At 41.3% G+C, this 23,497-nt stretch carries 21 protein-coding genes and 5 tRNA genes; all 26 read right to left on the bottom strand.

Features of this window, described 5'->3' with window-relative positions; genetic code table 11:
- Positions 1 to 4: 4 nt before the first annotated feature.
- A complete protein-coding gene (gene rfbA, locus NAF17_RS10500) occupies positions 5 to 862 on the bottom strand; it encodes a glucose-1-phosphate thymidylyltransferase RfbA (RefSeq protein ID WP_252757942.1) in 858 nt (285 codons plus the stop codon).
- Between the two features lie 105 nt (positions 863 to 967).
- The gene (rfbD, locus tag NAF17_RS10495) at positions 968 to 1,831 is read right to left on the bottom strand and encodes a dTDP-4-dehydrorhamnose reductase (RefSeq protein ID WP_252757941.1); all 864 of its coding nucleotides are present in this window, start codon (positions 1,829 to 1,831) and stop codon (positions 968 to 970) included.
- 32 nt (positions 1,832 to 1,863) lie between these two features.
- A complete protein-coding gene (gene fcl / locus NAF17_RS10490) occupies positions 1,864 to 2,799 on the bottom strand; it encodes a GDP-L-fucose synthase (protein ID WP_252757940.1) in 936 nt (311 codons plus the stop codon).
- 152 nt (positions 2,800 to 2,951) lie between these two features.
- Entirely contained in the window at positions 2,952 to 3,263 is a 312-nt protein-coding gene (locus NAF17_RS10485; protein ID WP_252757939.1) for a DUF3467 domain-containing protein, read from the bottom strand.
- 69 nt (positions 3,264 to 3,332) lie between these two features.
- The gene (rpoC, locus tag NAF17_RS10480) at positions 3,333 to 7,619 is read right to left on the bottom strand and encodes a DNA-directed RNA polymerase subunit beta' (protein ID WP_252757938.1); all 4,287 of its coding nucleotides are present in this window, start codon (positions 7,617 to 7,619) and stop codon (positions 3,333 to 3,335) included.
- Between the two features lie 121 nt (positions 7,620 to 7,740).
- Positions 7,741 to 11,544, bottom strand: coding sequence for a DNA-directed RNA polymerase subunit beta (gene rpoB / locus NAF17_RS10475; protein WP_252757937.1), 3,804 nt, complete (start codon positions 11,542 to 11,544; stop codon positions 7,741 to 7,743).
- Between the two features lie 201 nt (positions 11,545 to 11,745).
- Positions 11,746 to 12,129, bottom strand: a complete 384-nt coding sequence (rplL, locus tag NAF17_RS10470; RefSeq protein WP_252757936.1) for a 50S ribosomal protein L7/L12 — start codon at positions 12,127 to 12,129, stop codon at positions 11,746 to 11,748.
- Between the two features lie 58 nt (positions 12,130 to 12,187).
- The gene (gene rplJ, locus NAF17_RS10465; protein WP_252757935.1) at positions 12,188 to 12,706 is read right to left on the bottom strand and encodes a 50S ribosomal protein L10; all 519 of its coding nucleotides are present in this window, start codon (positions 12,704 to 12,706) and stop codon (positions 12,188 to 12,190) included.
- 2 nt (positions 12,707 to 12,708) lie between these two features.
- Complete coding sequence (gene rplA / locus NAF17_RS10460) at positions 12,709 to 13,407, bottom strand: 50S ribosomal protein L1 (RefSeq protein ID WP_252757934.1); 699 nt, start codon at positions 13,405 to 13,407, stop codon at positions 12,709 to 12,711.
- 23 nt (positions 13,408 to 13,430) lie between these two features.
- Positions 13,431 to 13,874, bottom strand: a complete 444-nt coding sequence (rplK, locus tag NAF17_RS10455) for a 50S ribosomal protein L11 (RefSeq protein WP_252757933.1) — start codon at positions 13,872 to 13,874, stop codon at positions 13,431 to 13,433.
- A gap of 197 nt (positions 13,875 to 14,071) precedes the next feature.
- On the bottom strand, positions 14,072 to 14,614 hold the full coding sequence (nusG, locus tag NAF17_RS10450; protein WP_252757932.1) for a transcription termination/antitermination protein NusG: 543 nt from the start codon (positions 14,612 to 14,614) through the stop codon (positions 14,072 to 14,074).
- 11 nt (positions 14,615 to 14,625) lie between these two features.
- Positions 14,626 to 14,820 (bottom strand): preprotein translocase subunit SecE, encoded by a 195-nt coding sequence (gene secE, locus NAF17_RS10445; protein WP_252757931.1) that lies wholly within the window; start codon positions 14,818 to 14,820, stop codon positions 14,626 to 14,628.
- Between the two features lie 17 nt (positions 14,821 to 14,837).
- Positions 14,838 to 14,908, bottom strand: a tRNA-Trp gene (locus NAF17_RS10440).
- Positions 14,909 to 15,032: 124 nt separating this feature from the next.
- A complete protein-coding gene (gene tuf / locus NAF17_RS10435; protein ID WP_252757930.1) occupies positions 15,033 to 16,220 on the bottom strand; it encodes an elongation factor Tu in 1,188 nt (395 codons plus the stop codon).
- Positions 16,221 to 16,279: 59 nt separating this feature from the next.
- Positions 16,280 to 16,351, bottom strand: a tRNA-Thr gene (locus NAF17_RS10430).
- Between the two features lie 18 nt (positions 16,352 to 16,369).
- Positions 16,370 to 16,442, bottom strand: a tRNA-Gly gene (locus NAF17_RS10425).
- Between the two features lie 146 nt (positions 16,443 to 16,588).
- Positions 16,589 to 16,669, bottom strand: a tRNA-Tyr gene (locus tag NAF17_RS10420).
- 64 nt (positions 16,670 to 16,733) lie between these two features.
- Positions 16,734 to 16,806, bottom strand: a tRNA-Thr gene (locus NAF17_RS10415).
- Positions 16,807 to 17,048: 242 nt separating this feature from the next.
- The gene (gene hpf, locus NAF17_RS10410) at positions 17,049 to 17,396 is read right to left on the bottom strand and encodes a ribosome hibernation-promoting factor, HPF/YfiA family (RefSeq protein WP_252757929.1); all 348 of its coding nucleotides are present in this window, start codon (positions 17,394 to 17,396) and stop codon (positions 17,049 to 17,051) included.
- Between the two features lie 12 nt (positions 17,397 to 17,408).
- Entirely contained in the window at positions 17,409 to 18,326 is a 918-nt protein-coding gene (locus tag NAF17_RS10405) for a phage lytic cycle repressor MrpR family protein (protein WP_252757928.1), read from the bottom strand.
- Between the two features lie 88 nt (positions 18,327 to 18,414).
- Complete coding sequence (gene rpsU, locus NAF17_RS10400; protein WP_067059690.1) at positions 18,415 to 18,609, bottom strand: 30S ribosomal protein S21; 195 nt, start codon at positions 18,607 to 18,609, stop codon at positions 18,415 to 18,417.
- 98 nt (positions 18,610 to 18,707) lie between these two features.
- The gene (locus NAF17_RS10395; RefSeq protein ID WP_252757927.1) at positions 18,708 to 19,388 is read right to left on the bottom strand and encodes a peptidase associated/transthyretin-like domain-containing protein; all 681 of its coding nucleotides are present in this window, start codon (positions 19,386 to 19,388) and stop codon (positions 18,708 to 18,710) included.
- A 107-nt stretch (positions 19,389 to 19,495) separates the two neighbouring features.
- Entirely contained in the window at positions 19,496 to 21,448 is a 1,953-nt protein-coding gene (locus NAF17_RS10390) for a M1 family metallopeptidase (protein WP_252757926.1), read from the bottom strand.
- 120 nt (positions 21,449 to 21,568) lie between these two features.
- Positions 21,569 to 21,916 (bottom strand): Spx/MgsR family RNA polymerase-binding regulatory protein, encoded by a 348-nt coding sequence (locus NAF17_RS10385; protein ID WP_252757925.1) that lies wholly within the window; start codon positions 21,914 to 21,916, stop codon positions 21,569 to 21,571.
- Between the two features lie 214 nt (positions 21,917 to 22,130).
- A complete protein-coding gene (gene pth / locus NAF17_RS10380) occupies positions 22,131 to 22,691 on the bottom strand; it encodes an aminoacyl-tRNA hydrolase (protein WP_252757924.1) in 561 nt (186 codons plus the stop codon).
- A 205-nt stretch (positions 22,692 to 22,896) separates the two neighbouring features.
- Positions 22,897 to 23,475: a 50S ribosomal protein L25/general stress protein Ctc gene (locus tag NAF17_RS10375; protein ID WP_252757923.1), complete on the bottom strand. Its 579-nt coding sequence runs from the start codon at positions 23,473 to 23,475 to the stop codon at positions 22,897 to 22,899.
- Between the last annotated feature and the right edge of the window lie 22 nt (positions 23,476 to 23,497).

The raw sequence follows: 23,497 nt of genomic DNA, 5'->3' as shown, positions 1-23,497 counted from the left end.
AATATCAGATCAGCTGTTGTAAATATTGGCCATATCCGCTTTTAATATACTTGTTGGCCAATACCTGTAATTGTTCGGCATTTATGTAACCCATTAGGTAGGCTACTTCTTCGATACAACCTATCTTTTTAGCCTGGCGTTTTTCAATCACGCGCACAAATTCGGTGGCATCGCTTAACGAGTCGAATGTACCTGTATCAAGCCATGCTGTGCCCCTATCCATTACACCTACATGCAGGTTGCCCTGCTCCAGGTAAACACGGTTTACGTCGGTTATCTCGTACTCGCCACGTGGCGATGGGTCAATATTTTTAGCTATTTCTACAACACTATTATCGTAAAAATACAATCCCGGAACAGCAAATTTCGATTTTGGTTTCAGCGGTTTTTCTTCGATAGATATGGCGATGTTGTCTTTATCAAATTCTACTACCCCATAACGCTCCGGATCCGCTACCGGATAGGCAAATATAGCCGCGCCATTTACATCATTAAAGCTTTGGATCAGCTTACTAAAGCCTGATCCGTAGAAAATATTATCGCCCAAAACCAACGCAACCTTATCATCGCCAATAAATTGCTCGCCAATAACAAAAGCCTGGGCAAGCCCGTTCGGGGTTTCCTGTATGGCATACTCGAAGCGGCAGCCAATCTCCTCCCCGGTACCTAAAAGGCGCACAAAACCAGGGTTATCCTCGGCAGTGGTGATGATCAGGATTTCGTTTATACCGGCCAGCATTAAAACCGAGAGCGGGTAGTAAATCATCGGCTTATCATAAATAGGCATCAACTGCTTACTTATGGCCTTAGTTATAGGGTAAAGCCTTGTGCCCGATCCGCCTGCTAATATGATACCTTTCATTTTTAATTAGTGATATTTTGTCCCGATAGTTATCGGCATAGTGAGTTATTGAATTAGTGATTTCCTATCAACTTTACGTATCGTAAGATTGTTAAAAGTCTCTAATTAATTTTGTTGTTTAAGCCTGCCGATGCAAATTGCAAGGCTTTCTCTCCAATACGGAATTTGCAGGCCAAATGTTTGTTTCACTTTCGTTTTATCCATTACCGAGTAGGCCGGCCTTACCGCGCGGGTCTTGTATTCGCTGGTTGGCACGGGTATTACTTTTACATCGCTGCCCGATAGTTCGAAGATCGCTTTCGCGAAATCGTACCAAGAGGCAATGCCTTCGTTACTGTAATGGTAAATGCCGTAAGCAGTGCTGTCCGACTGAATAATATGTATCACAGTCTCCGCCAGATCGATAGCGTACGTAGGTGTTCCTGCCTGGTCTGCAATTACCTTAAGTTCCTCTCGTTCGGCGCCAAGCTTAAGCATGGTTTTTACAAAGTTGTTGGCAAATTCAGAATATAACCAACCCGTACGTATGGTGAAATACTTATCAAGCAAATGCGGAATAACACGCTCGCCATCCAGTTTAGTTTGGCCGTAAACGCTAACAGGCTTTGCTTCGCTGTTTTCTTTTAACGGGGACGATCTATCGCCTTTAAATACAAAATCGGTAGAGGTATGAATAAGCGTAACATCGTATTTGCTGCATAATCTTGCCAGGTTTTCTACCCCAGTTACATTTACTTTAGCGGCGGTTTCGGCATCGTCTTCGGCTTTATCTACAGCAGTGTATGCAGCGCAATTTATGGCGTAATCGGGTTGATGTGCTGCAAACAGCTTCTCCAAGCCTTCAACATCCAATATATTGGCTTCGCCTTCTTCGGGGAAAATGAAAAAATCTAAACCTTTTTCTATGACAAGCTTTTTAAAACATTGCCCCAACTGTCCGGAAGCACCAAAAACGATTGTTTTACTCATAATGTGTTGTGAGGTTTGATGTAATTAACCTATTAGCGCTCTACATGTTTCACCAAAAAATCCTGGTATGCAAGTTTGATACCTTCTTCTAACTCTGTCTTATAAGTCCAGCCTTTTTCCGCCAGTTTTGATACATCCATTAGTTTGCGTGGCGTGCCATCGGGCTTACTGCTATCAAAGGTTAACTCACCTTGGTAGCCAACTATTTTTTTGATAAGCAGGGCAAGGTCTTTTATGGTTATCTCTTTACCGCTGCCGATGTTGATGAAACCGGCTTCGTCAAAGTTTTGCATCAGGTGGTAACATGCCCCGGCCAGGTCATCTGCAAATAAAAACTCGCGTAACGGCGAGCCGCTTCCCCAAATAACAACCTCGGGCGTGCCAGCCTCTTTAGCTTCATGAAACCTGCGGATCAATGCCGGCAACACGTGCGAATTTTGCGGATGATAGTTATCGTTATACCCATATAAATTGGTTGGCATAACCGATATAAAGTTACTACCGTATTGCGCGCGGTAGGCATCGCACATTTTAATACCGGCTATTTTGGCAATCGCGTATGGCTCGTTGGTTGGTTCAAGCAAACCCGTTAACAATGCATCTTCATGCAGGGGTTGTGGCGCCAGTTTTGGATAGATACAGCTCGAGCCCAAAAACATCAGTTTTGTGACGTTATTTAGATGGGCCGAATTAATGATGTTATTTTGGATCTGCAGGTTATCATATAAAAACTCCGCACGGTAGGTATTATTGGCAACAATGCCCCCTACTTTGGCTGCCGCCAAAAAAACGTAATCGGGTTTTTCCTGTTCAAAAAAAGCGGCTACAGCAGGCTGGTCGCGCAGGTCGAGTTCGGCTGAGGTACGGGTTACAAAGTTTGTAAACCCCTCGGCCTGCAGTTTCCGCATAATGGCAGAACCCACCATCCCCCGGTGCCCGGCAATATATATTTTATCGTATTTATGCATTTTAGTTAATAGTTGATGGTTCATAGTTCATAGTAAAAAATTGATACCATGAAGTGTAGGTCACCTGTGGATAGGATTAATAGTCGATAAATCATCTCATGATAGTGTTCAAAACACTATGAACTTTTAACTATGATCTATTAACTTCCGTACTACGCCTGCCCCATTGTTCCGCCAAAGTTCATCGGGAAACCAGTTGGTTCGTTCTGGATTTTGATGCGACCATTAGCTGCCTCAAACTTTTCTAAATTATCTTCTAAAGCGGCTAACAAACGTTTTGCGTGCTCGGGCGTAAGTATGATGCGCGATTTTACTTTCGCCTTTGGTACACCGGGCATTACACGGATAAAATCGAGCACAAATTCCGAACTGGAATGGGTTATAATGGCCAGGTTGGCATATACACCTTCGGCTACCTCTTCGGTAAGCTCAATGTTGATCTGGTTTTCGCTTTGTTCTTCCATAATGGTATAAAAATAGCAAAGCCTCCCGTTTTCACAGAAGGCTTTGCAAAAGTATTTAAAAAAATCTGATTAAGCTTCCACTTCCTCAGTTTTTGAAGCCATCAGGCGATCAAACTCTTCCTGAGAACCTACACGGATATTTTCGTATTCGCGTAAACCGGTTCCTGACGGAATTAAGTGACCAACAATAACGTTTTCTTTCAGGCCAAGCATTAAGTCTTTCTTACCTGCTATGGCTGCTTCGTTCAGTACTTTGGTAGTTTCCTGGAACGATGCCGCTGAAATGAACGATTTGGTACCTAATGATGCTCTTGTGATACCTTGTAACATCGGGCTCGAAGTTGCTGCAATAGCATCCCTAACTTCAACCAAAGCTAAATCTTTACGTCTCAAGATAGAGTTTTCGTCCCTTAGTTTCCTCAATGATATGATCTGACCAGCTTTTAACGATGCTGAATCACCCGGCTCAACAACAACTTTCTTGTCAAACATCTCATCATTTTCGGTCATGAAATCCCAGCTGTCAACTGCTTCCCTTTCAAGGAAACGGGTATCGCCGGCATCTTCAATGGCAACCTTCTGCATCATTTGGTGAACGATCACCTCAAAGTGCTTATCGTTAATTTTCACACCCTGTAAGCGGTAAACTTCCTGGATACCGTTAACAAGATACTCTTGTACTGCAGCCGGGCCTTTAATTGCAAGGATATCTGCTGGAGAGATAGAACCATCAGACAATGGCATACCTGCTTTAACAAAGTCGTTATCCTGTACAAGGATGTGTTTAGACAATGGCACAAGGTATTTTTTAACCTGGCCGTCTTTACTTTCGATAGTCATTTCGCGGTTACCACGTTTAACACCACCTAAAGTTACCACACCATCAATCTCGGTTACTACGGCCGGGTTAGATGGGTTACGTGCTTCGAATAACTCGGTTACACGTGGCAAACCACCTGTAATATCTCGCGTTTTACCGGTTGAACGAGGAATCTTGGCAATAACTTGCCCGGTTTGTAGTTTCTCACCTTCTTCAACAGAAATGTGGGCACCTACCGGGATGTTATAACCTTTAATGATATTACCTTTTGTATCAGCTATCTGTATAACAGGGTTTTTAGTTTTATCCCTGGTATCGATGATCACTTTCTCGCGGTGACCAGTCTGCTCATCACTTTCCTCGCGGAATGTGATACCTTCCAATACTGCCTCAAATGTAGTGATACCGGCAAATTCAGAGATAATTACCGCATTGTACGGATCCCATGAACATATACGGTCGCCTTTGGTAATGTTAGCGCCATCCTTAACATACAGGTATGAACCGTATGGGATGTTGTTGGTAACAATTACTTTATTTGTACCGGCCTCGATGATACGGAACTCGCCTGAACGACCCAATACCACGTCAACTATACCTTCTTCTGTTTTGTATTCTACTGTACGTACGTTCTCAAACTCAATAACGCCATCAAATTTAGCATTGATCTGAGACTCGGCCGCGATGTTAGATGCGGTACCACCCACGTGGAATGTACGTAATGTTAACTGTGTACCCGGTTCACCGATTGATTGTGCAGCAATTACACCTACAGCCTCGCCCATTTGCACGCGTTTACCGCTTGCAAGGTTACGGCCATAACATAAAGCACACACACCGCGTTTGCTTTCGCATGTTAATACCGAACGGATCTCAACACCTTCTAAAGGTGAGTTCTCTACTTTTTTAGCGATCTCTTCGGTGATGTCCTCACCTGCTTTGATCAATAATTCGTTAGTGATAGGGTCGTGTACATCATGTAGTGTGGTACGGCCTAAGATACGGTCATATAAAGGCTCAACAACATCCTCGTTATCTTTTAATGCAGTTGTGTAAATACCACGCAGGGTACCACAATCAACCTCACCAACGATCATGTCTTGTGCAACATCATGCAACCTACGGGTTAAGTAACCAGCATCCGCAGTTTTTAACGCTGTATCTGCCAAACCTTTACGCGCACCGTGGGTAGAGATGAAGTACTCTAATACCGATAATCCTTCTTTAAAGTTAGATAAGATCGGGTTTTCGATGATCTCACCACCCGAACCTGATTTTTGAGGCTTAGCCATCAAACCACGCATACCTGCAAGCTGACGGATCTGCTCTTTAGAACCACGTGCACCAGAGTCAAGCATCATGTACACCGAGTTGAACCCTTGGTTATCATTCGAAAGGATGTTCATCACATTCGCGGTTAAGCGGTTATTGATACGTGTCCAGATATCGATGATTTGGTTGTAACGCTCGTTGTTGGTGATAAAACCCATGTTATAGTTACCCATAACATCTTCTACTTCTTTAGAAGCCTGGGCAATTAAAGTCACTTTTTCTTCAGGGATATTAATATCCTTCAAGTTAAATGATAAACCACCCTGGAATGCCATACGGAAACCTAACTCCTTAATATCATCAAGGAACTGGGCAGCGCGTGCCATACCGGTTATTTTAACAACCTCGCCAATAATATCACGTAATGATTTTTTGGTCAATAATTCGTTAATGTAACCTACTTCTTCGGGCACGTGCTGGTTAAATAACACACGGCCTACAGTAGTTTCAATTATTTTAGATACGATGATACCATCGCGGTCTTTAATTTTTCCTTTAACCTTGATAAAGGCGTGCAGATCTATCTTTCTTTCGTTATAAGCGATAATTACCTCTTCGGAAGAATAGAAAGTAAGGTCTTGCCCTTTTACAACACGTCCTTCGTCAGTTTTACGGCCTTTGGTTATGTAGTACAAACCAAGCACCATGTCTTGCGAAGGTACTGTAATAGGCGTACCGTTAGCAGGGTTTAAGATATTGTGTGATGCAAGCATTAATACCTGGGCTTCCAAAATTGCTGCGTTACCAAGTGGTACGTGCACAGCCATCTGGTCACCGTCAAAATCCGCGTTGAAGGCGGTACAGGTTAACGGGTGCAATTGTATAGCCTTACCTTCTACCAGTTTTGGTTGGAAAGCCTGGATACCCAACCTGTGCAGCGTAGGCGCACGGTTTAATAATACAGGGTGGCCTTTTAATACGTTTTCCAAAATATCCCAAACTAATGGGTCTTTACGGTCAACAATTTTCTTTGCAGATTTTACTGTTTTAACCACACCACGTTCTATCATCTTACGAATGATAAATGGTTTGAATAACTCAGCAGCCATATCTTTTGGCAAACCACACTCGTGCAGTTTCAAGTTAGGGCCTACAACAATTACCGAACGTGCCGAGTAATCCACACGTTTACCAAGTAAATTTTGACGGAAACGACCTTGTTTACCTTTCAGGATGTCTGAAAGTGATTTAAGGGCACGGTTACCTTCAGTTTTAACCGCGTTAACTTTACGTGAGTTGTCAAATAACGAATCTACAGCTTCCTGTAACATACGTTTTTCGTTACGTAATATAACTTCCGGTGCTTTGATCTCGATCAAACGTTTTAAACGGTTGTTACGGATAATTACACGGCGGTATAAATCGTTTAAGTCGGAAGTAGCGAAACGGCCACCTTCCAATGGTACTAACGGGCGCAATTCTGGAGGTATAACCGGTACGATCTTAACAATCATCCAAGATGGGTTATTCTCTATCCTTGTAGCCGCACCACGGAAAGCCTCAACAACCTGTAAGCGTTTTAACGCTTCGTTTTTACGTTGTTGTGAAGTTTCGTTAGCTGCCTGGTGGCGTAGGTTGTATGAAAGCTCATCCAAATTGATGCGGCGCAACAATTCTTCTAATGCTTCGGCACCCATTTTAGCCACAAATTTTTGTGGATCTTTATCATCCAGGTATTGGTTTTCTTTTGGTAAGGTATCCAATATATCCAGGTATTCTTCTTCTGTCAGGAAATCCATTTTAGAGATACCGTCAGATTCTTTAACACCAGGCTGAATAACTACATATCTTTCGTAGTAAATGATAAGGTCTAACCTTTTGGTAGGTAAGCCCAACAGGTAACCAATTTTATTTGGCAACGAGCGGAAGTACCAGATGTGCGCAACAGGCACCACTAAGTTGATGTGGCCCATACGTTCGCGGCGTACCTTTTTCTCAGTTACTTCAACACCACAACGGTCACACACTATACCCTTGTAACGGATACGTTTGTATTTACCACAGTGGCATTCGTAATCTTTAACCGGACCGAAAATACGCTCGCAGAACAAACCGTCACGCTCGGGTTTGTAGGTACGGTAGTTAATGGTCTCAGGTTTTAAAACCTCACCGCTTGAACGCTCAAGGATAGATTCCGGAGAAGCTAAACTGATGGTAATTGTGGTGAAATTACTCTTAATTTTATTATCCTTTTTGTAAGACATAGTCTACTTGATTTTTTAGTTGTTGAAAAGGTTGAAATGTTGCAAAGTTGAAATGTTGTAAGGTTGGAATGTTATGGCGTTAACCTTTCAACATTCAAACCTTACAACTTTACAACAACCTTTATTCTAAAGTGATATCCAAACCTAAACCTCTTAATTCGTGAACCAATACGTTGAATGATTCCGGTACTGATGGCGTAGGCAAGTTTTCACCTTTAACAATAGCTTCATAAGTTTTGGCACGGCCAACAACATCATCCGATTTAACAGTTAATATTTCCTGCAGGATGTTTGATGCACCAAATGCCTCAAGTGCCCAAACCTCCATCTCACCAAAACGCTGACCACCAAACTGGGCTTTACCACCCAATGGCTGTTGTGTAATTAATGAGTATGGCCCGATAGAACGCGCGTGCATCTTATCGTCAACCATGTGGCCCAGTTTAAGCATGTAGATAATACCTACGGTTGTTTGCTGGTCAAAACGGTCGCCTGTTAAACCATTGTATAAATAGGTACGGCCAGATTCCGGTAAGTTTGCCTTTTTAACCCACTCTTCTACTTCGGTATGGCTTGCACCATCAAAAATAGGAGTAGCGAATTTTACACCAAGCTCTTTACCTGCCCAACCTAATACTGTTTCGTAGATCTGGCCAAGGTTCATACGTGAAGGTACACCCAGTGGGTTCAACACAATATCAACCGGGGTACCATCTTCTAAGAAAGGCATGTCCTCGTCACGTACAATACGCGCAACAATACCTTTGTTACCGTGGCGGCCCGCCATTTTATCACCTACTTTAAGCTTACGTTTTTTAGCGATGTAAACTTTAGCCATTTGAACAATACCTGATGGAAGCTCATCACCTACGCTAATAGCAAACTTATCACGACGGTAAGCACCCAGTTCTTCGTTCACTTTAATATTATAGTTATGAAGCAAAGTTTTTATATGGTCGTTCTTATCATCGTCAGTTGTCCATTTTGTTGGGTTGATACTTTCGTAGCTAAGCTCAGACAATATTTTTTGAGTAAACTTAACACCTTTAGCTACAAATAACTCTTTGTAAACATTGTAAACACCTTGTGATGTTTTACCGTTAACAATCTCAAATAACTTCTCAATTAGCGTGTTTTTAAGATCTTTTACAGCTTTATCATGTTTAGCATCAAGTTTTTCAATTTGCGCTTTTTCTTCCGCTTTAGTGGTTTTTTTAGCACGGCTAAATAATTTTGTATCGATAACAACACCCGCTATTGACGGCGGAGTTTTTAAAGAAGCATCCTTAACATCACCTGCTTTATCACCAAAGATGGCACGTAACAATTTTTCTTCCGGAGAAGGGTCTGATTCACCTTTTGGAGTAATCTTACCTATCAGTATGTCGCCTTCTTTAACCTCGGCACCAACACGGATAATACCGTCTTCGTCAAGGTCTTTGGTAGCTTCTTCTGATACGTTAGGGATATCCGGTGTCAATTCCTCTTCGCCGCGTTTTGTATCACGCACTTCAAGTTCAAATTCTTCAACGTGAAGTGATGTGAATATATCCTGAGATACTACACGCTCAGATATTACGATCGCATCCTCAAAGTTGTAACCTTGCCAAGGCATAAATGCCACCTTAAGGTTACGGCCTAAGGCAAGCTCACCATTCTGGGTTGCATAGCCCTCGCAAAGCACTTCACCTTTAGTAACCCGCTGGCCTTTCTTAACAATAGGCTTCAAGTTGATGGTAGTGCTTTGATTGGTCTTTTTAAATTTAGTTAACAGGTAGCTCCTGGTATCGCCATCAAAAGAGATCAAACGATCAAGATCGTTACGGTCATATCTAATTTTGATCTCGTTAGCATCAACATACTCAACCACACCATCACCTTCGGCGTTGATAAGGGTACGAGAGTCTTTTGCTACACGGCCTTCCAAACCTGTACCTACAATTGGCGCTTCGGGGCGTAACAATGGTACGGCCTGGCGTTGCATGTTAGATCCCATCAAGGCACGGTTAGCATCATCATGCTCCAGGAAAGGAATCAATGAAGCCGCGATTGACGTGATCTGGTTTGGAGCGATGTCCATCAGATCCAGTTTGTCCGGGTCGATAATAGGGAAGTCACCTTCGAAACGTGCTTTTACACGTGGGTTAGCGAAAACACCTTTATCATCGTAATAAGCGTTAGCCTGGCCAATAGTTTTACCATCTTCATCTTCTGCAGATAGGTAAATAACCGGCTCGTTAACCTGTACAATACCGTCAACCACACGTTTGTATGGTGTTTCGATAAAGCCTAAGTTATTGATTTTAGCGTGTACACAAAGTGATGAGATCAAACCAATGTTCGGTCCTTCCGGAGTTTCAATTGTACATAACCTACCGTAGTGGGTGTAGTGTACGTCACGAACCTCGAAACCTGCACGCTCACGCGACAGACCGCCGGGGCCTAAGGCTGACAGACGACGCTTGTGCGTAATCTCTGCCAGTGGATTGGTTTGGTCCATAAACTGTGATAACTGGTTTGTTCCGAAGAACGAGTTAATCACAGATGATAGTGTACGTGCATTGATTAGGTCGGTTGGTGTGAACACCTCGTTATCACGAATGTTCATACGCTCGCGGATGGTACGTGCCATACGAGCCAAACCAACACCAAATTGTGCGTAAAGTTGCTCACCAACGGTACGAACACGACGGTTTGACAAGTGATCAATATCATCCACCTCAGCTTTTGAGTTGATTAATTTGATCAGGTATTTCACAATCGCGATGATATCCTGTTTGGTTAATACTTTTGTTTCGTCAGAAGTATTCAACTTTAATTTACGGTTGATGCGGTACCTGCCCACATCGCCCAAATCGTATCTTTTATCAGAGAAGAATAAACGATCGATGATACCACGAGCTGTTTCTTCATCAGGTGGTTCGGCGTTACGCAACTGGCGATAGATGTGTTCAACCGCTTCCTTCTCAGAGTTTGAAGTGTCTTTTTGTAACGTGTTATATATAATAGTATAATCACCGCTGGTGGCAGCATCTTCCTTGTTAAGGATGATGGTTTTAACACCTGCATCAATGATCATATCGATGTGATCGTCTTCCAATACGGTTTCGCGCTCAAGGATGATCTCGTTACGGTCAATAGATACCACTTCACCGGTATCCTCATCCACGAAATCTTCTACCCATTTTTTAAGCACCCTTGCAGCAAGCTTACGGCCAATGAATTTCTTCAGACCAGATTTGCTTACTTTAACTTCGTCTGCAAGCTCAAACAATTCTAAGATGTCTTTATCAGAATCGTAGCCTATAGCACGCAGAAGCGTAGTAACCGGGAATTTCTTTTTACGGTCAATGTAGGCATACATCACGTTATTAACGTCTGTAGCAAACTCTATCCATGAACCTTTGAAAGGTATAACACGGGCAGAGTATAGTTTTGTACCGTTGGTGTGGCGGCTTTGGCCAAAGAACACACCAGGTGAACGGTGTAATTGTGATACAATTACACGCTCGGCGCCATTGATAACAAACGTACCTTTAGGCGTCATGTATGGGATAGTTCCCAGGTACACGTCCTGTACAATTGTTTCAAAATCTTCGTGCTCGGCATCATTACATGATAAGCGAAGTTTTGCTTTTAATGGCACACTGTAAGTTAACCCGCGCTCAATACACTCGCGTATATCGTAACGTGGCGGATCAATAAAATAATCAAGAAACTCTAAAACGAAGATGTTCCTTGAATCTGAAATAGGAAAGTTTTCGGCAAATACTTTAAACAACCCCTCTTTATAGCGGTTGTCTGACGTGGTTTCCAATTGAAAAAATTCCTGGAAAGATTGTAACTGTACATCCAGGAAATCGGGGTAATCAAGTACCTTTCTGCTGGTTGCAAAGTTTACTCTTTGGTTAATATTGTTTGCCAAGGTGTTATAATTTAATTTTATTAAACCTGTGTTTCAGATATGAGATGTTAGACGTTAGATTGAAGACAATCGCTTAAAGCCTGTTGTAATTACGTAAGATCTCATATCTCTTATCTTACGCCTCAAATCTAATGTGTATAAACGGCAATAGACCCCGACCAAAAATGATCGGAGTCTGATGCTATTTGGTGTTAGGCTAAATTATTTAACCTCAACTACTGCTCCAGCTTCTTCTAATTGAGATTTCAAAGAATGAGCTTCTTCTTTAGTTACGCCAGTTTTTACCTCTTTAGGTGCACTGTCAACTAAATCTTTAGCTTCTTTCAAACCTAAGCCAGTTAAGTCTTTTACTAATTTAACAACTGCTAACTTTGAACCACCTGCTTCTTTCAGGATCACGTCAAATGCAGTTTGCTCAGCAGCAGCAGCAGGAGCATCATCGCCACCACCAGCAGCCGGTGCAGCAGCAACAGCTGCAGCAGCTGGCTCAATGCCATACTCGTCTTTCAAGATCTGAGCTAATTCGTTTACTTCCTTTACTGTCAAGTTTACCAACTGTTCAGCAAACGCTTTTAAATCCGCCATTTTATTTTTTATTTTTTACTTAATTCTTTTTGTTTAATATCAAACTTTAAGGTGTTTGTTAACCTCTTTCTTGTAATGTTTTTACAACACCTGCAAGGATATTTCCGCCTGATTGTAATGCAGAAATAACGTTTTTCGCTGGTGATTGTAGTAAGCCTATTATCTCGCCGATCAATTGCTCTTTTGACTTCAATTTAGTCAAAGTATCTAATTGATTATCGCCAATAAATATCGCTGAATCAATGTATGCTGCTTTTAAAACCGGTTTATCACCTTTTTTCCTTAAAGCTTTGATCAACTTTGCCGGGGCAGTTGCTGATTTTGAGAAAAGGATTGATGAAGAACCTTTTAATACATCATATATCGGGGAAAAATCACCTTCTGCAGCTTCCATAGCTTTTTTGATCAAGCTGTTTTTTGCTACAAGCATGATGATATCAGCCTCGAAACATTGACGACGGATATTATTCACTTTTACAACTGTTAGATCAGCAGTATCAGTAATATAAAAATTACCGTACTCTTTAATCTGATCAGCAAGGGCAAGAACAAGGTCGTGTTTTTCTTCTTTATTCATGATTAGATCCCCGCTACTGATTTAGTTTCAATTGTGATTCCTGGCGACATTGTTGAAGAGATATGTATGCTCTTAAAATATGTGCCCTTTGCTGCTGATGGTTTTAATTTAGAGATAGTTTGCAATACTTCTAATGCATTCTCATAAATTTTCTCAGCAGTGAAAGATGCTTTTCCTATTGAAGTGTGAATGATACCGGTTTTATCAACCTTGAAATCGATCTTACCACCTTTTACCTCAGTTACAGCTTTACCAACTTCTGGTGTTACTGTTCCTGATTTAGGGTTAGGCATAAGGTTACGCGGGCCTAATATACGACCCAAACGACCTACCTTAGCCATAACGCTTGGCATAGTAATGATAATATCAACATCAGTCCATCCGCTTTCAATCTTGGCAATATAATCATCCAAACCTACGAAATCCGCACCTGCATCTTTTGCTTCTTGTTCCTTATCAGGAGTACAAAGCACCAACACACGTACAGTTTTACCGGTTCCATGAGGCAATGTTACAATACCACGTACCATTTGATTGGCTTTACGAGGATCAACACCTAAGCGTACATCGATATCTACAGATGAGTCAAATTTGGTATTGGTTAATTCCTTTACCAGCGATGACGCTGCTTCTAACGTATACGTTTTGTTAGCCTCAATTTTGGAGAGTGCCGCTTTTTGATTTTTTGTTAATCTAGCCACTGTCTTAAACTGATTTGTATTAATTAATTATTCCAGGGTGCCGTACCTGATACGGTTATCCCCATACTGCGGGCAGTACCTGCCACCATTCTCATGGCTGATTCTACTGTAAATGCATTCAAATCAATCATTTTATCTTTAGCTATGGTCTCAACCTGTTCCCAATTTACATTGGCAACTTTTTTACGGTTAGGTTCAGCCGAACCACCTTTTAAGCCTGTAACTTCCAAAAGTTGGATAGCAACGGGAGGGGTTTTGATGATAAAATCGAAAGACTTGTCGACATAAACAGTAATAACTACAGGTAACACTTTACCAGGTTTATCCTGGGTACGTGCGTTGAACTGCTTGCAAAACTCCATAATGTTCACACCTTTTGCACCCAATGCTGGGCCAATTGGAGGAGATGGATTTGCAGCGCCGCCCTTTACTTGTAGCTTTACCATCGCACCGACTTCTTTTGCCATTTTGATTTGTTTTAATTATAACTCAATGTTAGTAAGTGGAAGCTAAGTAACATTTAAGGTTTTGTGAGTGGTTGATTTTGTGAGTGGTAAGTGTTGTCACTCTTATGTTATCAAACGCTCTGTGTATTTAATATTGTGTTTGCTTGGGTCAGGTTTCGGTCAACTATTTATTAATTAACCATTAATCACTCACCAAACTATTCTTTCTCTACCTGCATGTAATTCAATTCAAGCGGCGTACGGCGCCCGAATATCTTTACCATTACTTTTAATTTCTTTTTCTCTTCGTTAACCTCTTCTATTACGCCGCTAAAACCGTTGAATGGACCATCCATTACTTTAACGTTTTCGCCAGCGTAATATGGTACGTTCATAGTTTCGCCTTGTGCGCTCATCTCATCAACCTTACCTAAAATACGGCTAACTTCGGCCTGGCGTAAAGGGATAGCATTACCTTGCTTATCGCCTAAGAAACCAATTACACTGTTCACATTTTTTATGATGTGTTCCAGCTCACCGTCAAGTGAGGCTTCCATCAATACATAACCCGGGAAGTAATTGCGTTCTTTAGCAATTTTCTTTCCATCGCGCATTTGGTAATACTTTTCAGTCGGGATAAGCACCTGGGGTACCAAGTGTGTTATTCCTAACCTGCTTACTTCAGCGTCTATATATTGTTTTACTTTTTTTTCTTTACCACTGATGGCTCTAACTACGTACCACTTTAATTGATCACTCATCTATTGTATAATTAGGTTAGTGAAGTGTAAAACTGATTAAGCAAATAGCCAATGATCTGGTCCATACCAAAAATGACCATAGCAATAATAATTGCAGCTATCAACACCAATACGGCACTGTTTTGCAATTCTGTCCAGGTTGGCCAGGTTACTTTCTCGGTCAACTCGATGTATGATTCTTTAATGTATTCAGCTACGCCTGCCATTTTATTAATTGCTTATGCACGGGAACAAGGATTCGAACCCTGATCAAAGGTTTTGGAGACCTCTATTCTACCGTTGAACTATTCCCGTGTATACTATCTCCAAAAATGGAGAAATTTATTGTGTTTACTTATTGTGAATAAAGTACCGAGACAAAAGTCCCGGTACTTTACACAAAAATTAACCGTTTGCTCTGCCTAAAGGCAGATTGTAATTATGCTAATATTTCAGTTACCTGACCAGCACCTACTGTTCTACCACCCTCACGGATAGCGAAACGTAGACCTTTTTCCATAGCGATAGCGTTGATTAGCTTTACAGTGATAGTAACGTTATCACCTGGCATAACCATTTCTACACCTTCTGCCAATGAAATTTCACCGGTTACGTCAGTTGTACGGAAATAGAATTGAGGACGGTATTTGTTGAAGAATGGAGTGTGACGGCCACCTTCTGCTTTTGATAATACGTAAACCTCTGCTTTAAAATCTGTATGTGGGTTAACAGAACCTGGTTTGCAAATAACCATACCACGACGGATATCGGTTTTTTCAATACCACGTAATAATAAACCTACGTTGTCGCCAGCTTCGCCACGATCAAGGATCTTGCGGAACATCTCAACACCAGTTACGGTTGATTTTAAGTTCTCAGCACCCATACCTAATATGTCAACCTGCTCACCAGAGTTGATGATACCACGCTCGATACGACCAGTTGCAACAGTACCACGACCAGTGATCGAGAATACGTCCTCAACAGGCATCAAGAAAGGAAGCTCAGTTAAACGTGGAGGGATTGGAATGTAGCTATCTACAGCATCCATCAACTCCATAATTTTACCTACCCATTTAACATCGCCGTTAAGACCGCCTAATGCTGAACCTTGGATAACAGGGATATCATCGCCAGGGAAATCGTAGAATGATAATAATTCACGAATTTCCATTTCAACTAATTCTAATAATTCTGGATCATCAACCATATCCACTTTATTCATGAATACAACCAATGAAGGCACACCTACCTGACGAGCCAAAAGGATGTGCTCGCGAGTTTGAGGCATAGGACCATCTGTAGCAGCAACAACGATAATTGCACCGTCCATCTGAGCCGCACCAGTAACCATGTTTTTCACATAATCCGCGTGACCTGGACAGTCAACGTGAGCGTAGTGACGGTTTGCAGTTGAGTACTCAACGTGCGCTGTGTTGATAGTTATACCACGTTCTTTTTCTTCAGGAGCCGAGTCAATTGACTCAAATGAACGAGCTTCTGATAAACCTGCGTCAGATAACACTTTAGTTATAGCTGCAGTTAAAGTTGTTTTGCCGTGGTCAACGTGACCGATTGTACCGATGTTTAAGTGCGGTTTGCTGCGGTCAAATTTTTCTTTTGCCATGATTTATATTTGTTTGTAGGTTAATTTATTCTTAAAAATTATAATCTGTTAAAATTATGAGCCAACAATGGGATTTGAACCCATGACCTCTTCCTTACCAAGGAAGTGCTCTACCCCTGAGCTACGTCGGCTTGTATTAGTTCATTTAGAGCGGAAGAAGAGGTTCGAACTCTCGACCTATAGCTTGGAAGGCTATCGCTCTACCAACTGAGCTACTTCCGCTTATTAATTTCGGTTGGCATTTTTCAGTTGGCATTATGCCTGGCCGATATTGCGTTTCCCGAAAACCTTTATAATCAAGTTAGCAGCTTATCGTTTTCAAGAGGCTTATTGCCAACTGCCAATTATAAACTGCTAACTCAAAAATGTGGGGGGAGAAGGATTCGAACCTTCGTAGCCGAAGCAGCGGATTTACAGTCCGCCCCATTTGACCGCTCTGGTATCCCCCCATTGTTGATTTCGGATCTGTTATGCCTAATTGGAAGCTAAGCATACCATTTCCGAAATAAACAGAGCCTCCTATCGGGATCGAACCAATGACCTACTGATTACAAGTCAGTCGCTCTACCAGCTGAGCTAAGGAGGCTTAAATTGTTGCCATTACCTATTTACCGTTTCGGGCTTTTTGGATATTTGACTGCAATTAATATTGCACTATTTTTTTCTATTTAAAGAACCACCCTTTCAATAATCATAGTGGCGGTTAAGGCCTCTCTGAAAGGGATTGCAAATCTACAAAAAAATAGAGCTGTACAAAATATTTTTGCAAAAAAAATCGGCAGGCTTTAAACCTGCCGATCTGCGCTACAAATCAGCGCTCATATATGCTTAAAAATCATCCTCTTCCGTAATAAGAGCTGCTTTTTTAGCAGCTTCGGCAGCTATAGATTTTTTTGTTTTATGCTTTTCTATCTGTTTGCGAAGGCTCTCAACCACCAAATCGGTAGCCTCTTCAAACGTTTTGCACTTTTCTTTTGCAAAAATTTGGTTTCCCGGCAGCAAAATTTTAATCTCGCTTATCTTGTTTGCCTCATCATCTACATTCTCTAATTTTAAATATACTTCACCACTTATGATGTGATCAAAAAAGGTTTCCAGCTTATCTACCTTCTTCTGAATAAAATCCAACAATTTCTGGTCTGCACTAAAGTGAATAGATTGCACGGTAATTTTCATTTTTCCTCCTTTTTATGCCTTTGGATGGGCTTGTTTATAAATAGATTTAAGTCGTTCTACTGAATTGTGCGTATAAATTTGCGTTGCGCTAAGGTTAGCATGGCCCAATAACTCCTTTATCGCGTTTAAATCGGCACCATTATTTAACAAGCTGGTCGCAAACGTATGCCTTAACACGTGGGGGCTGCGTTTATCCTGAGTTGATATATGCGACAAGTACTTTTGCACTATTAAATATATAAGCTTTGAATATGCGCTTGCTCCTTTATTTGTAACGAGTAACATTAAGGAATTGTTATTAAAATTTTCACTTTTTTTCGCCTCTGCATAACGCTTTAACAGTTGTATAAGTTCGTTATTTAAGGGTATTATCCTCTGTTTGTTGCGTTTACCTAAAACTTTAACAGTGCTTTCGTACCAATTTATATCTTCATCTTTTATGCCCGTAATTTCGGCCAGGCGCATGCCGGTGCCAAAAAGCATTTCAATAATTAGTTTATCGCGCAGGCCGGAAAAGTCGTTTGAAAAAATAGGATCGTCGCCCGTTGCGTCCATCCTGCCATCCAACATGCGGGTAAGTTTATCGCCGTCAACAACGGTTGGCAGGTTCTTGGGTACTTTGGGCGCAGTAATGCGCGATGTTGGGTTAATGGTAACCTCTCCCTCTTGCAATAAAAATTTAAAGTATTTGCGCAGCGTGGCAATTTTACGGTTAACAGAGCGGGCTAATAGTTTATTATCCATTAGGGCAACCATCCAGTTGCGGATGTCGTGATGGGTAATTTCTGATGGGTGGGTAACCTGTGGTATGGCGTTGGGCGGGTTCAAAAAAAGCACGAACTGCTCCAGGTCGCTTTTGTAAGCTAATACAGTATGGGGCGAGTACCTCTTCTCAAAACTGACGTACTGTATAAACTTATCTGAAAACATAAAAACTATTTGAACACCCAATAAATTGAATGTACAAATAGTTTTTTTATAGTGACAAGAAAATCTGTAAATTCTTTTCGAAGAAGAATTAAACAGTAGTTTCTAAATTCATATTTTGCTTGTAAATAGCATGTTTAATTTCATGCCTGCGGGTAATTGATTTTTTCTCGAAAGCCTGGCGACTGCGCAGTTCTCTTAAAACACCCGTTTTTTCAAATTTCTTTTTAAAGCGTTTTAATGCTTTGTCTAATGATTCGCCGTCTTTTACGTTAATAATGATCATAATTCCAAATACCTCCTTTCAGGGACGTCAAAGGTAGGAAATTACTTTTAATTTTGAAATACAATATTTTATATTTTTTTATGCCGATTTAACCCTTATTATTTAAGCGATTGCGGCGCTCTCTTATCTGCCGGTAAAACCATAAATTTTTTATAGCTATCGTTGATATAAGCCACCATAGATTCGCTGTTATTACTGCGAAGGAATGCATAGCTTGGCCTAAACATAGTCATGAAGTTCTCCAGATCGTTACCCCGTAAAGGCACCAGGCTGGTTACGTACGCCGGGCTAAAGGCTGCATCAATATTACGCTCTTCGGCTTCGCGCTGAAAGTAGTGCTTTAACCTGCGGGCCTTTTTACCTTCGTCGCTAAACCAGGTTGATGGCGAAAAAGCGTACACCTTACTTTTCTCGTAAACTTCGGGATATTCTTCCCTTGGGTTAAATGCGATACGGGTAGCTGTAATGTTTACTCCCCTTAATGATATCATTGATGTGGTAAGCTCTATCTTTTTAGGCGACATATCAACCAGGTACAAGGTATCTGATATATATCCCGGCGAATTAAATATAAGCGTTTGCCCTGCCGCGGCCCGGATGCCAAAGTTCCCGTTCTTATCTGTAATGCTTACCTGTTTATTGGTGATGTCCTTTATAAAAACATCTGGCAGGCGTTTATTGGTGCCATGCTCGTATACAGTACCTTTAAATATGGTTTGGGCGTTAGCAAATGTTGCTGTGGTAATTAATAAAATGATGAGGGGAAATAGTTTTTTCATGGCAGATGGATTAGCTAACAGTTAAACCTGTTTTGCCGGGCAAAGGTTTCAATTATAATACTTCAAATCAACAAAAAACCCGGCCTAAACCGAGTTTTTTATTATTGTTACTTTTTCCAAACATTATTGTCCGAATTATAGTCCGGCAATACTTTGTCCGGGTCATAGGTAACAGATTGTATTTCTTCTGTAGACGGGTATCTAACAATAAATGTACTGTTGCGTTCCCAAATTTCAACAGGCAGTTTAATACGGTCAACTTTACCACTAACGGTCTTAATTTCCAGCGTAGCCGGCATAACCAGTTTATCAAGGTTATCTAAAGTGATCAATGCCCCTTTTGACGCATCACCACTTACATATTTAACATCTCTAACGCCAACATCCAGGCGCCAGTTGTTTACATACCAGCCTCTCCAGAACCATTGCAGGGTTTCGCCGCTTGCGTTCTCCATCGTACGGAAGAAATCATCAGGCGTGGGGTGTTTAAATGCCCAGCGTGCTATATAGGCACGGAAAGCGAAGTCGAAACGCTCAGGGCCTAAGATCTGCTCGCGCAGTAAGGTTAAACCTATGCCCGGTTTAAAGTATAACATCCAGCCGGTATTTTCTTCCCTTAAGTTTTCAGGGTAGCTCATTACCGGCTCCATTTGCGAACTGGTTAAGTAAGCACCAACTTTTTGCATGTCCTGTTTTTTACCGGCGTACTCGCCTTTGTTAAAATCGGCAGTGCTTAAAGTGTTGATGAAAGTATTAAAACCTTCGTCCATCCAGCCATATAAACGTTCGTTAGAACCAACGATCATGGGGAACCACGTATGGCCAAATTCGTGATCATTAACACCCCAGAGTGAACCCTTTTTAGCTTTCCAACTACAGAAAACAATACCCGGGTACTCCATACCACCAACTACACCGGCAACAGCCGTAGCAGCAGGATAAGGGTATTCGAACCATTTTTGTGAGTTATACTCAATAGATTTTTTCACATACTCAGTAGAGCGGCCCCATGCATCTTTACCACCGCTTTCAACCGGGTAGGCAGATATTGCTGTCGATTTTTTACCGCTTGGCAAGTCCATTTTGGCAGCATCAATAATAAAGGCTGCTGATGAACCCCATGATGCATCACGGGCATTCTTGACCTTGAATTTCCAGGTTAATTGTTTTTTACCCGCCGGGCGAGATGCCGCATCGGTAACTTCACTTGCAGAACGGATAACCACCGTTTCCTCGCTTTTCTCAGCTAATGCCCAACGCTTCAATTGCTCAGGCGTGTAAACATCCTGCGGGTTTTGTAATTCACCTGATGCAACTACAATATGATTTGCAGGAGCAGTAATGCTCAGGTCGAAATCGCCATACTCCAAATAAAACTCGGCAGGGCCCGTGTAAGGCAAGGTGTTCCAACCCATGATATCGTCATATACATACATACGCGGGTACCATTGTGCAACAGTGTAGATCTTACCATTTTTTGTGTTTTGGATCCCGGTACGGTCAGAACCATACTCAGGCACTACAAATGAATACTCAATATTCAGTTTTACCTGGCCGCCGTTTGGGTTAACCCCAGTTGGTAAAAACACCTGCATACGGGTATCGTTTATTAAAAACTTAACCGGTGTATCGCCTATCTTAACAGATTTAATATTATAACCTACGTTAGCCAGATTACCACGGCCACCGTTACGGCTTCCGCTTGGCGGGATAATAGCTGTACCGCGAGAATCTTGTTTGAATAAGTTTTGATCTAACTGCATCCACAAGAAATCCAGTTTTTGTGGGCTGTTATTGGTATAGGTTAATACTTCGGCACCTGTAACCTCATTGTTTTGATCGTTAAGGATGGCCGATAGTTGGTAGTCGGCACGATTTTGCCAGTATTTTGCACCGGGCTGGCCATCTGCCGCACGGAACTCGTTACCATTTTTGGTGTAAAAGAACGGCGCAAAAGCTTCGTGGTAATTATAGTTACTCACCGGGGCTTGCTGTGCCTGGCTAATGCCCGTAACAGACATAAAAGCCAACGTAAACCCGGCAATTAGTTTCAATTTCATAATTTTTTAATGATTTGGTAAAAACAAGGACAAGTATAGTAATAATTGAATTAGCTACTATGACATTTATTAACTGTAATAATTAAATTACGCTAATTGTTAAGCAATTAGCAAAAGTTACTACGCTAACAATATTTTTTGATACACAGCTTCATCAAAACCAAAAAAAAGGAAATCGCCATTCTCTATCACCGGGCGTTTGATCATGCTGGTTTTTTGTTGTAGTAAAGCCAAAGCATCGTCTTTGGTTTTGATGCCCTCTTTAACAACCGGGTCAAGCTGTTTGTAGGTAAGGCCCTGCTTGTTCATAAACTTTTCGTAGCCAGCCTTGCTATCCCACTCATTCAGTTTTTCGGCGCTAACACCAAGTTTTTTAAAATCGTGAAACTCGTAAGTTACATTATTGGCCTTAAGCCAGTCGAGTGCTTTTTTTACCGTATTGCAATTGGTGATGCCGTAAACTTTCATAGGATATAAATTGTTAAAATGATTTTAAAATAAACACCAGCCCAACAACTATACTCAGAATTGCGTAAATCCAAAATTCAATAAATTGTGGTAATAGCTGTCCATTCCAATTGGTTTTTTCAGAAGCCGGTCTTCTATTTCTAACGTCCAAATACATTAGCAACCCAACTATTACAAAAGCAATACCTATTAATAACAACTTAGTATTCACAACTTATTTATTGAATTTAGTCATGGTCAACTCAGTGCCAATAGTAGCAAAGCTCTTTATCATTTCTATCGAGCGGTCTATCAGGGCAGGTAACTCGGGTTTTTCATCGTCATCAAATCCGCTTAACACATAATCAACCTGGCGGCCTTTAGGGTAATTATCGCTCACGCCAAAACGCAGCCGCGCATATTCGTTATTGCCCAATGTAGCTTCGATGTGTTTTAAACCATTATGCCCGGCAGCACTGCCTTTAGGTTTTAAACGCAGCGTGCCTAATGGCAGTGCAATATCATCAACAATAACCAGTACATTCTCAACCGGGATCTTCAACTCCTTCATCCAATGGTTTAGGGCCTTACCACTAAGGTTCATATAGGTGGTTGGTTTGATAAGCGACAAGGTGCGGCCTTTAAAAGACACTTCGGTATATGCAGCCAGGCGCATGGTGTAAAATTTTGCCCCCTCCTGCTTCGCCATTTCATTAAGCACCATAAAACCGATATTATGCCTTGTATCCGCATACTCAGGCCCAATATTTCCCAGTCCTACTATCAAATACTTCATATTTCCTCTGCCCTTAATAAGGGAAACTTTTACAACCACAATTATACAAAAATTGCGATGGGTTTAACTCCGTTGCTTTTATAGTTTACTCTCTTAATTTTAACCCTGTAATTGTTTTAACGATATGATTAAACAAAAACAGCGATAGGATATCCTATCGCTGTAATCGTTGTAATTACACAATAATCGGTGTTATCACCACAAATTATTTTTTACCTGCTTCTTGTTCAGCCTGGCGTAAAGCACGTGAAGTGGTTACAGATACAATTGTATCTTCTTGTGCATTAGTGATAGTAAGGTTAGGCAAGTTAATCTCGTTAACTTTTACTGATTTACCAACCTCAAGGTCTTCGATGCTCACTTCGATGTTATCTAAGTGATCTTTTGGCAATGCTTTAACACGCAGTTTCCTTAGTTTTTGAACTAATTTACCACCCACTTTAACACCCGGAGAAGTACCTGTTAATTTTACAGGGATCTCGATAGTTACCGGCTTGTTTTGATCTAACAATAAAAAGTCGATGTGGATAAGTTGTTCAGTTAAAGGATGGAACTGCATATCTTTAATAATTGCTTGTGATTTAACACCAGCAACTTCAATGTCGATGAAATGAACAACCGGAGTATAAACTAGGGCTCTCAAATCAGCTGCGGACACTGCAAAGTGGGTTTGTGTTGCACCACCGTAAAGTACTGCAGGCACTAAGCCTTGGTAACGCAGTCCTTTAGCGTCTCTTTTCCCTACGTTCTCTCTTGGAGAACCGCTAATAGCAAATGATTTCATTATTATTTATTATTCAAAACCA

The sequence above is a fragment of the Mucilaginibacter aurantiaciroseus genome, from assembly GCF_024055595.1.
GTDB classification, from domain to species: domain Bacteria; phylum Bacteroidota; class Bacteroidia; order Sphingobacteriales; family Sphingobacteriaceae; genus Mucilaginibacter; species Mucilaginibacter aurantiaciroseus.
This window is presented reverse-complemented; position numbering and strand designations above follow the sequence as displayed.

What these genes read in the sequence shown, in the direction of transcription:
- NAF17_RS10395 (WP_252757927.1), bottom strand. Translation starts at nt 19,388, where the DNA reads ATGAAAAAACTATTTCCCCTCATCATTTTATTAATTACCACAGCAACA.
- NAF17_RS10385 (WP_252757925.1), bottom strand. Translation starts at nt 21,916, where the DNA reads ATGAAAGTTTACGGCATCACCAATTGCAATACGGTAAAAAAAGCACTC.
- rfbA (WP_252757942.1), bottom strand. Translation starts at nt 862, where the DNA reads ATGAAAGGTATCATATTAGCAGGCGGATCGGGCACAAGGCTTTACCCT.
- NAF17_RS10375 (WP_252757923.1), bottom strand. Translation starts at nt 23,475, where the DNA reads ATGAAATCATTTGCTATTAGCGGTTCTCCAAGAGAGAACGTAGGGAAA.
- NAF17_RS10405 (WP_252757928.1), bottom strand. Translation starts at nt 18,326, where the DNA reads ATGTTTTCAGATAAGTTTATACAGTACGTCAGTTTTGAGAAGAGGTAC.
- secE (WP_252757931.1), bottom strand. Translation starts at nt 14,820, where the DNA reads ATGGCAGGCGTAGCTGAATACATTAAAGAATCATACATCGAGTTGACC.
- fcl (WP_252757940.1), bottom strand. Translation starts at nt 2,799, where the DNA reads ATGCATAAATACGATAAAATATATATTGCCGGGCACCGGGGGATGGTG.
- rpoC (WP_252757938.1), bottom strand. Translation starts at nt 7,619, where the DNA reads ATGTCTTACAAAAAGGATAATAAAATTAAGAGTAATTTCACCACAATT.
- rpsU (WP_067059690.1), bottom strand. Translation starts at nt 18,609, where the DNA reads ATGATCATTATTAACGTAAAAGACGGCGAATCATTAGACAAAGCATTA.
- nusG (WP_252757932.1), bottom strand. Translation starts at nt 14,614, where the DNA reads ATGAGTGATCAATTAAAGTGGTACGTAGTTAGAGCCATCAGTGGTAAA.
- rfbD (WP_252757941.1), bottom strand. Translation starts at nt 1,831, where the DNA reads ATGAGTAAAACAATCGTTTTTGGTGCTTCCGGACAGTTGGGGCAATGT.
- pth (WP_252757924.1), bottom strand. Translation starts at nt 22,691, where the DNA reads ATGAAGTATTTGATAGTAGGACTGGGAAATATTGGGCCTGAGTATGCG.
- rplJ (WP_252757935.1), bottom strand. Translation starts at nt 12,706, where the DNA reads ATGAATAAAGAAGAAAAACACGACCTTGTTCTTGCCCTTGCTGATCAG.
- hpf (WP_252757929.1), bottom strand. Translation starts at nt 17,396, where the DNA reads ATGAAAATTACCGTGCAATCTATTCACTTTAGTGCAGACCAGAAATTG.
- rplK (WP_252757933.1), bottom strand. Translation starts at nt 13,874, where the DNA reads ATGGCAAAAGAAGTCGGTGCGATGGTAAAGCTACAAGTAAAGGGCGGC.
- NAF17_RS10390 (WP_252757926.1), bottom strand. Translation starts at nt 21,448, where the DNA reads ATGAAATTGAAACTAATTGCCGGGTTTACGTTGGCTTTTATGTCTGTT.
- rplL (WP_252757936.1), bottom strand. Translation starts at nt 12,129, where the DNA reads ATGGCGGATTTAAAAGCGTTTGCTGAACAGTTGGTAAACTTGACAGTA.
- tuf (WP_252757930.1), bottom strand. Translation starts at nt 16,220, where the DNA reads ATGGCAAAAGAAAAATTTGACCGCAGCAAACCGCACTTAAACATCGGT.
- NAF17_RS10485 (WP_252757939.1), bottom strand. Translation starts at nt 3,263, where the DNA reads ATGGAAGAACAAAGCGAAAACCAGATCAACATTGAGCTTACCGAAGAG.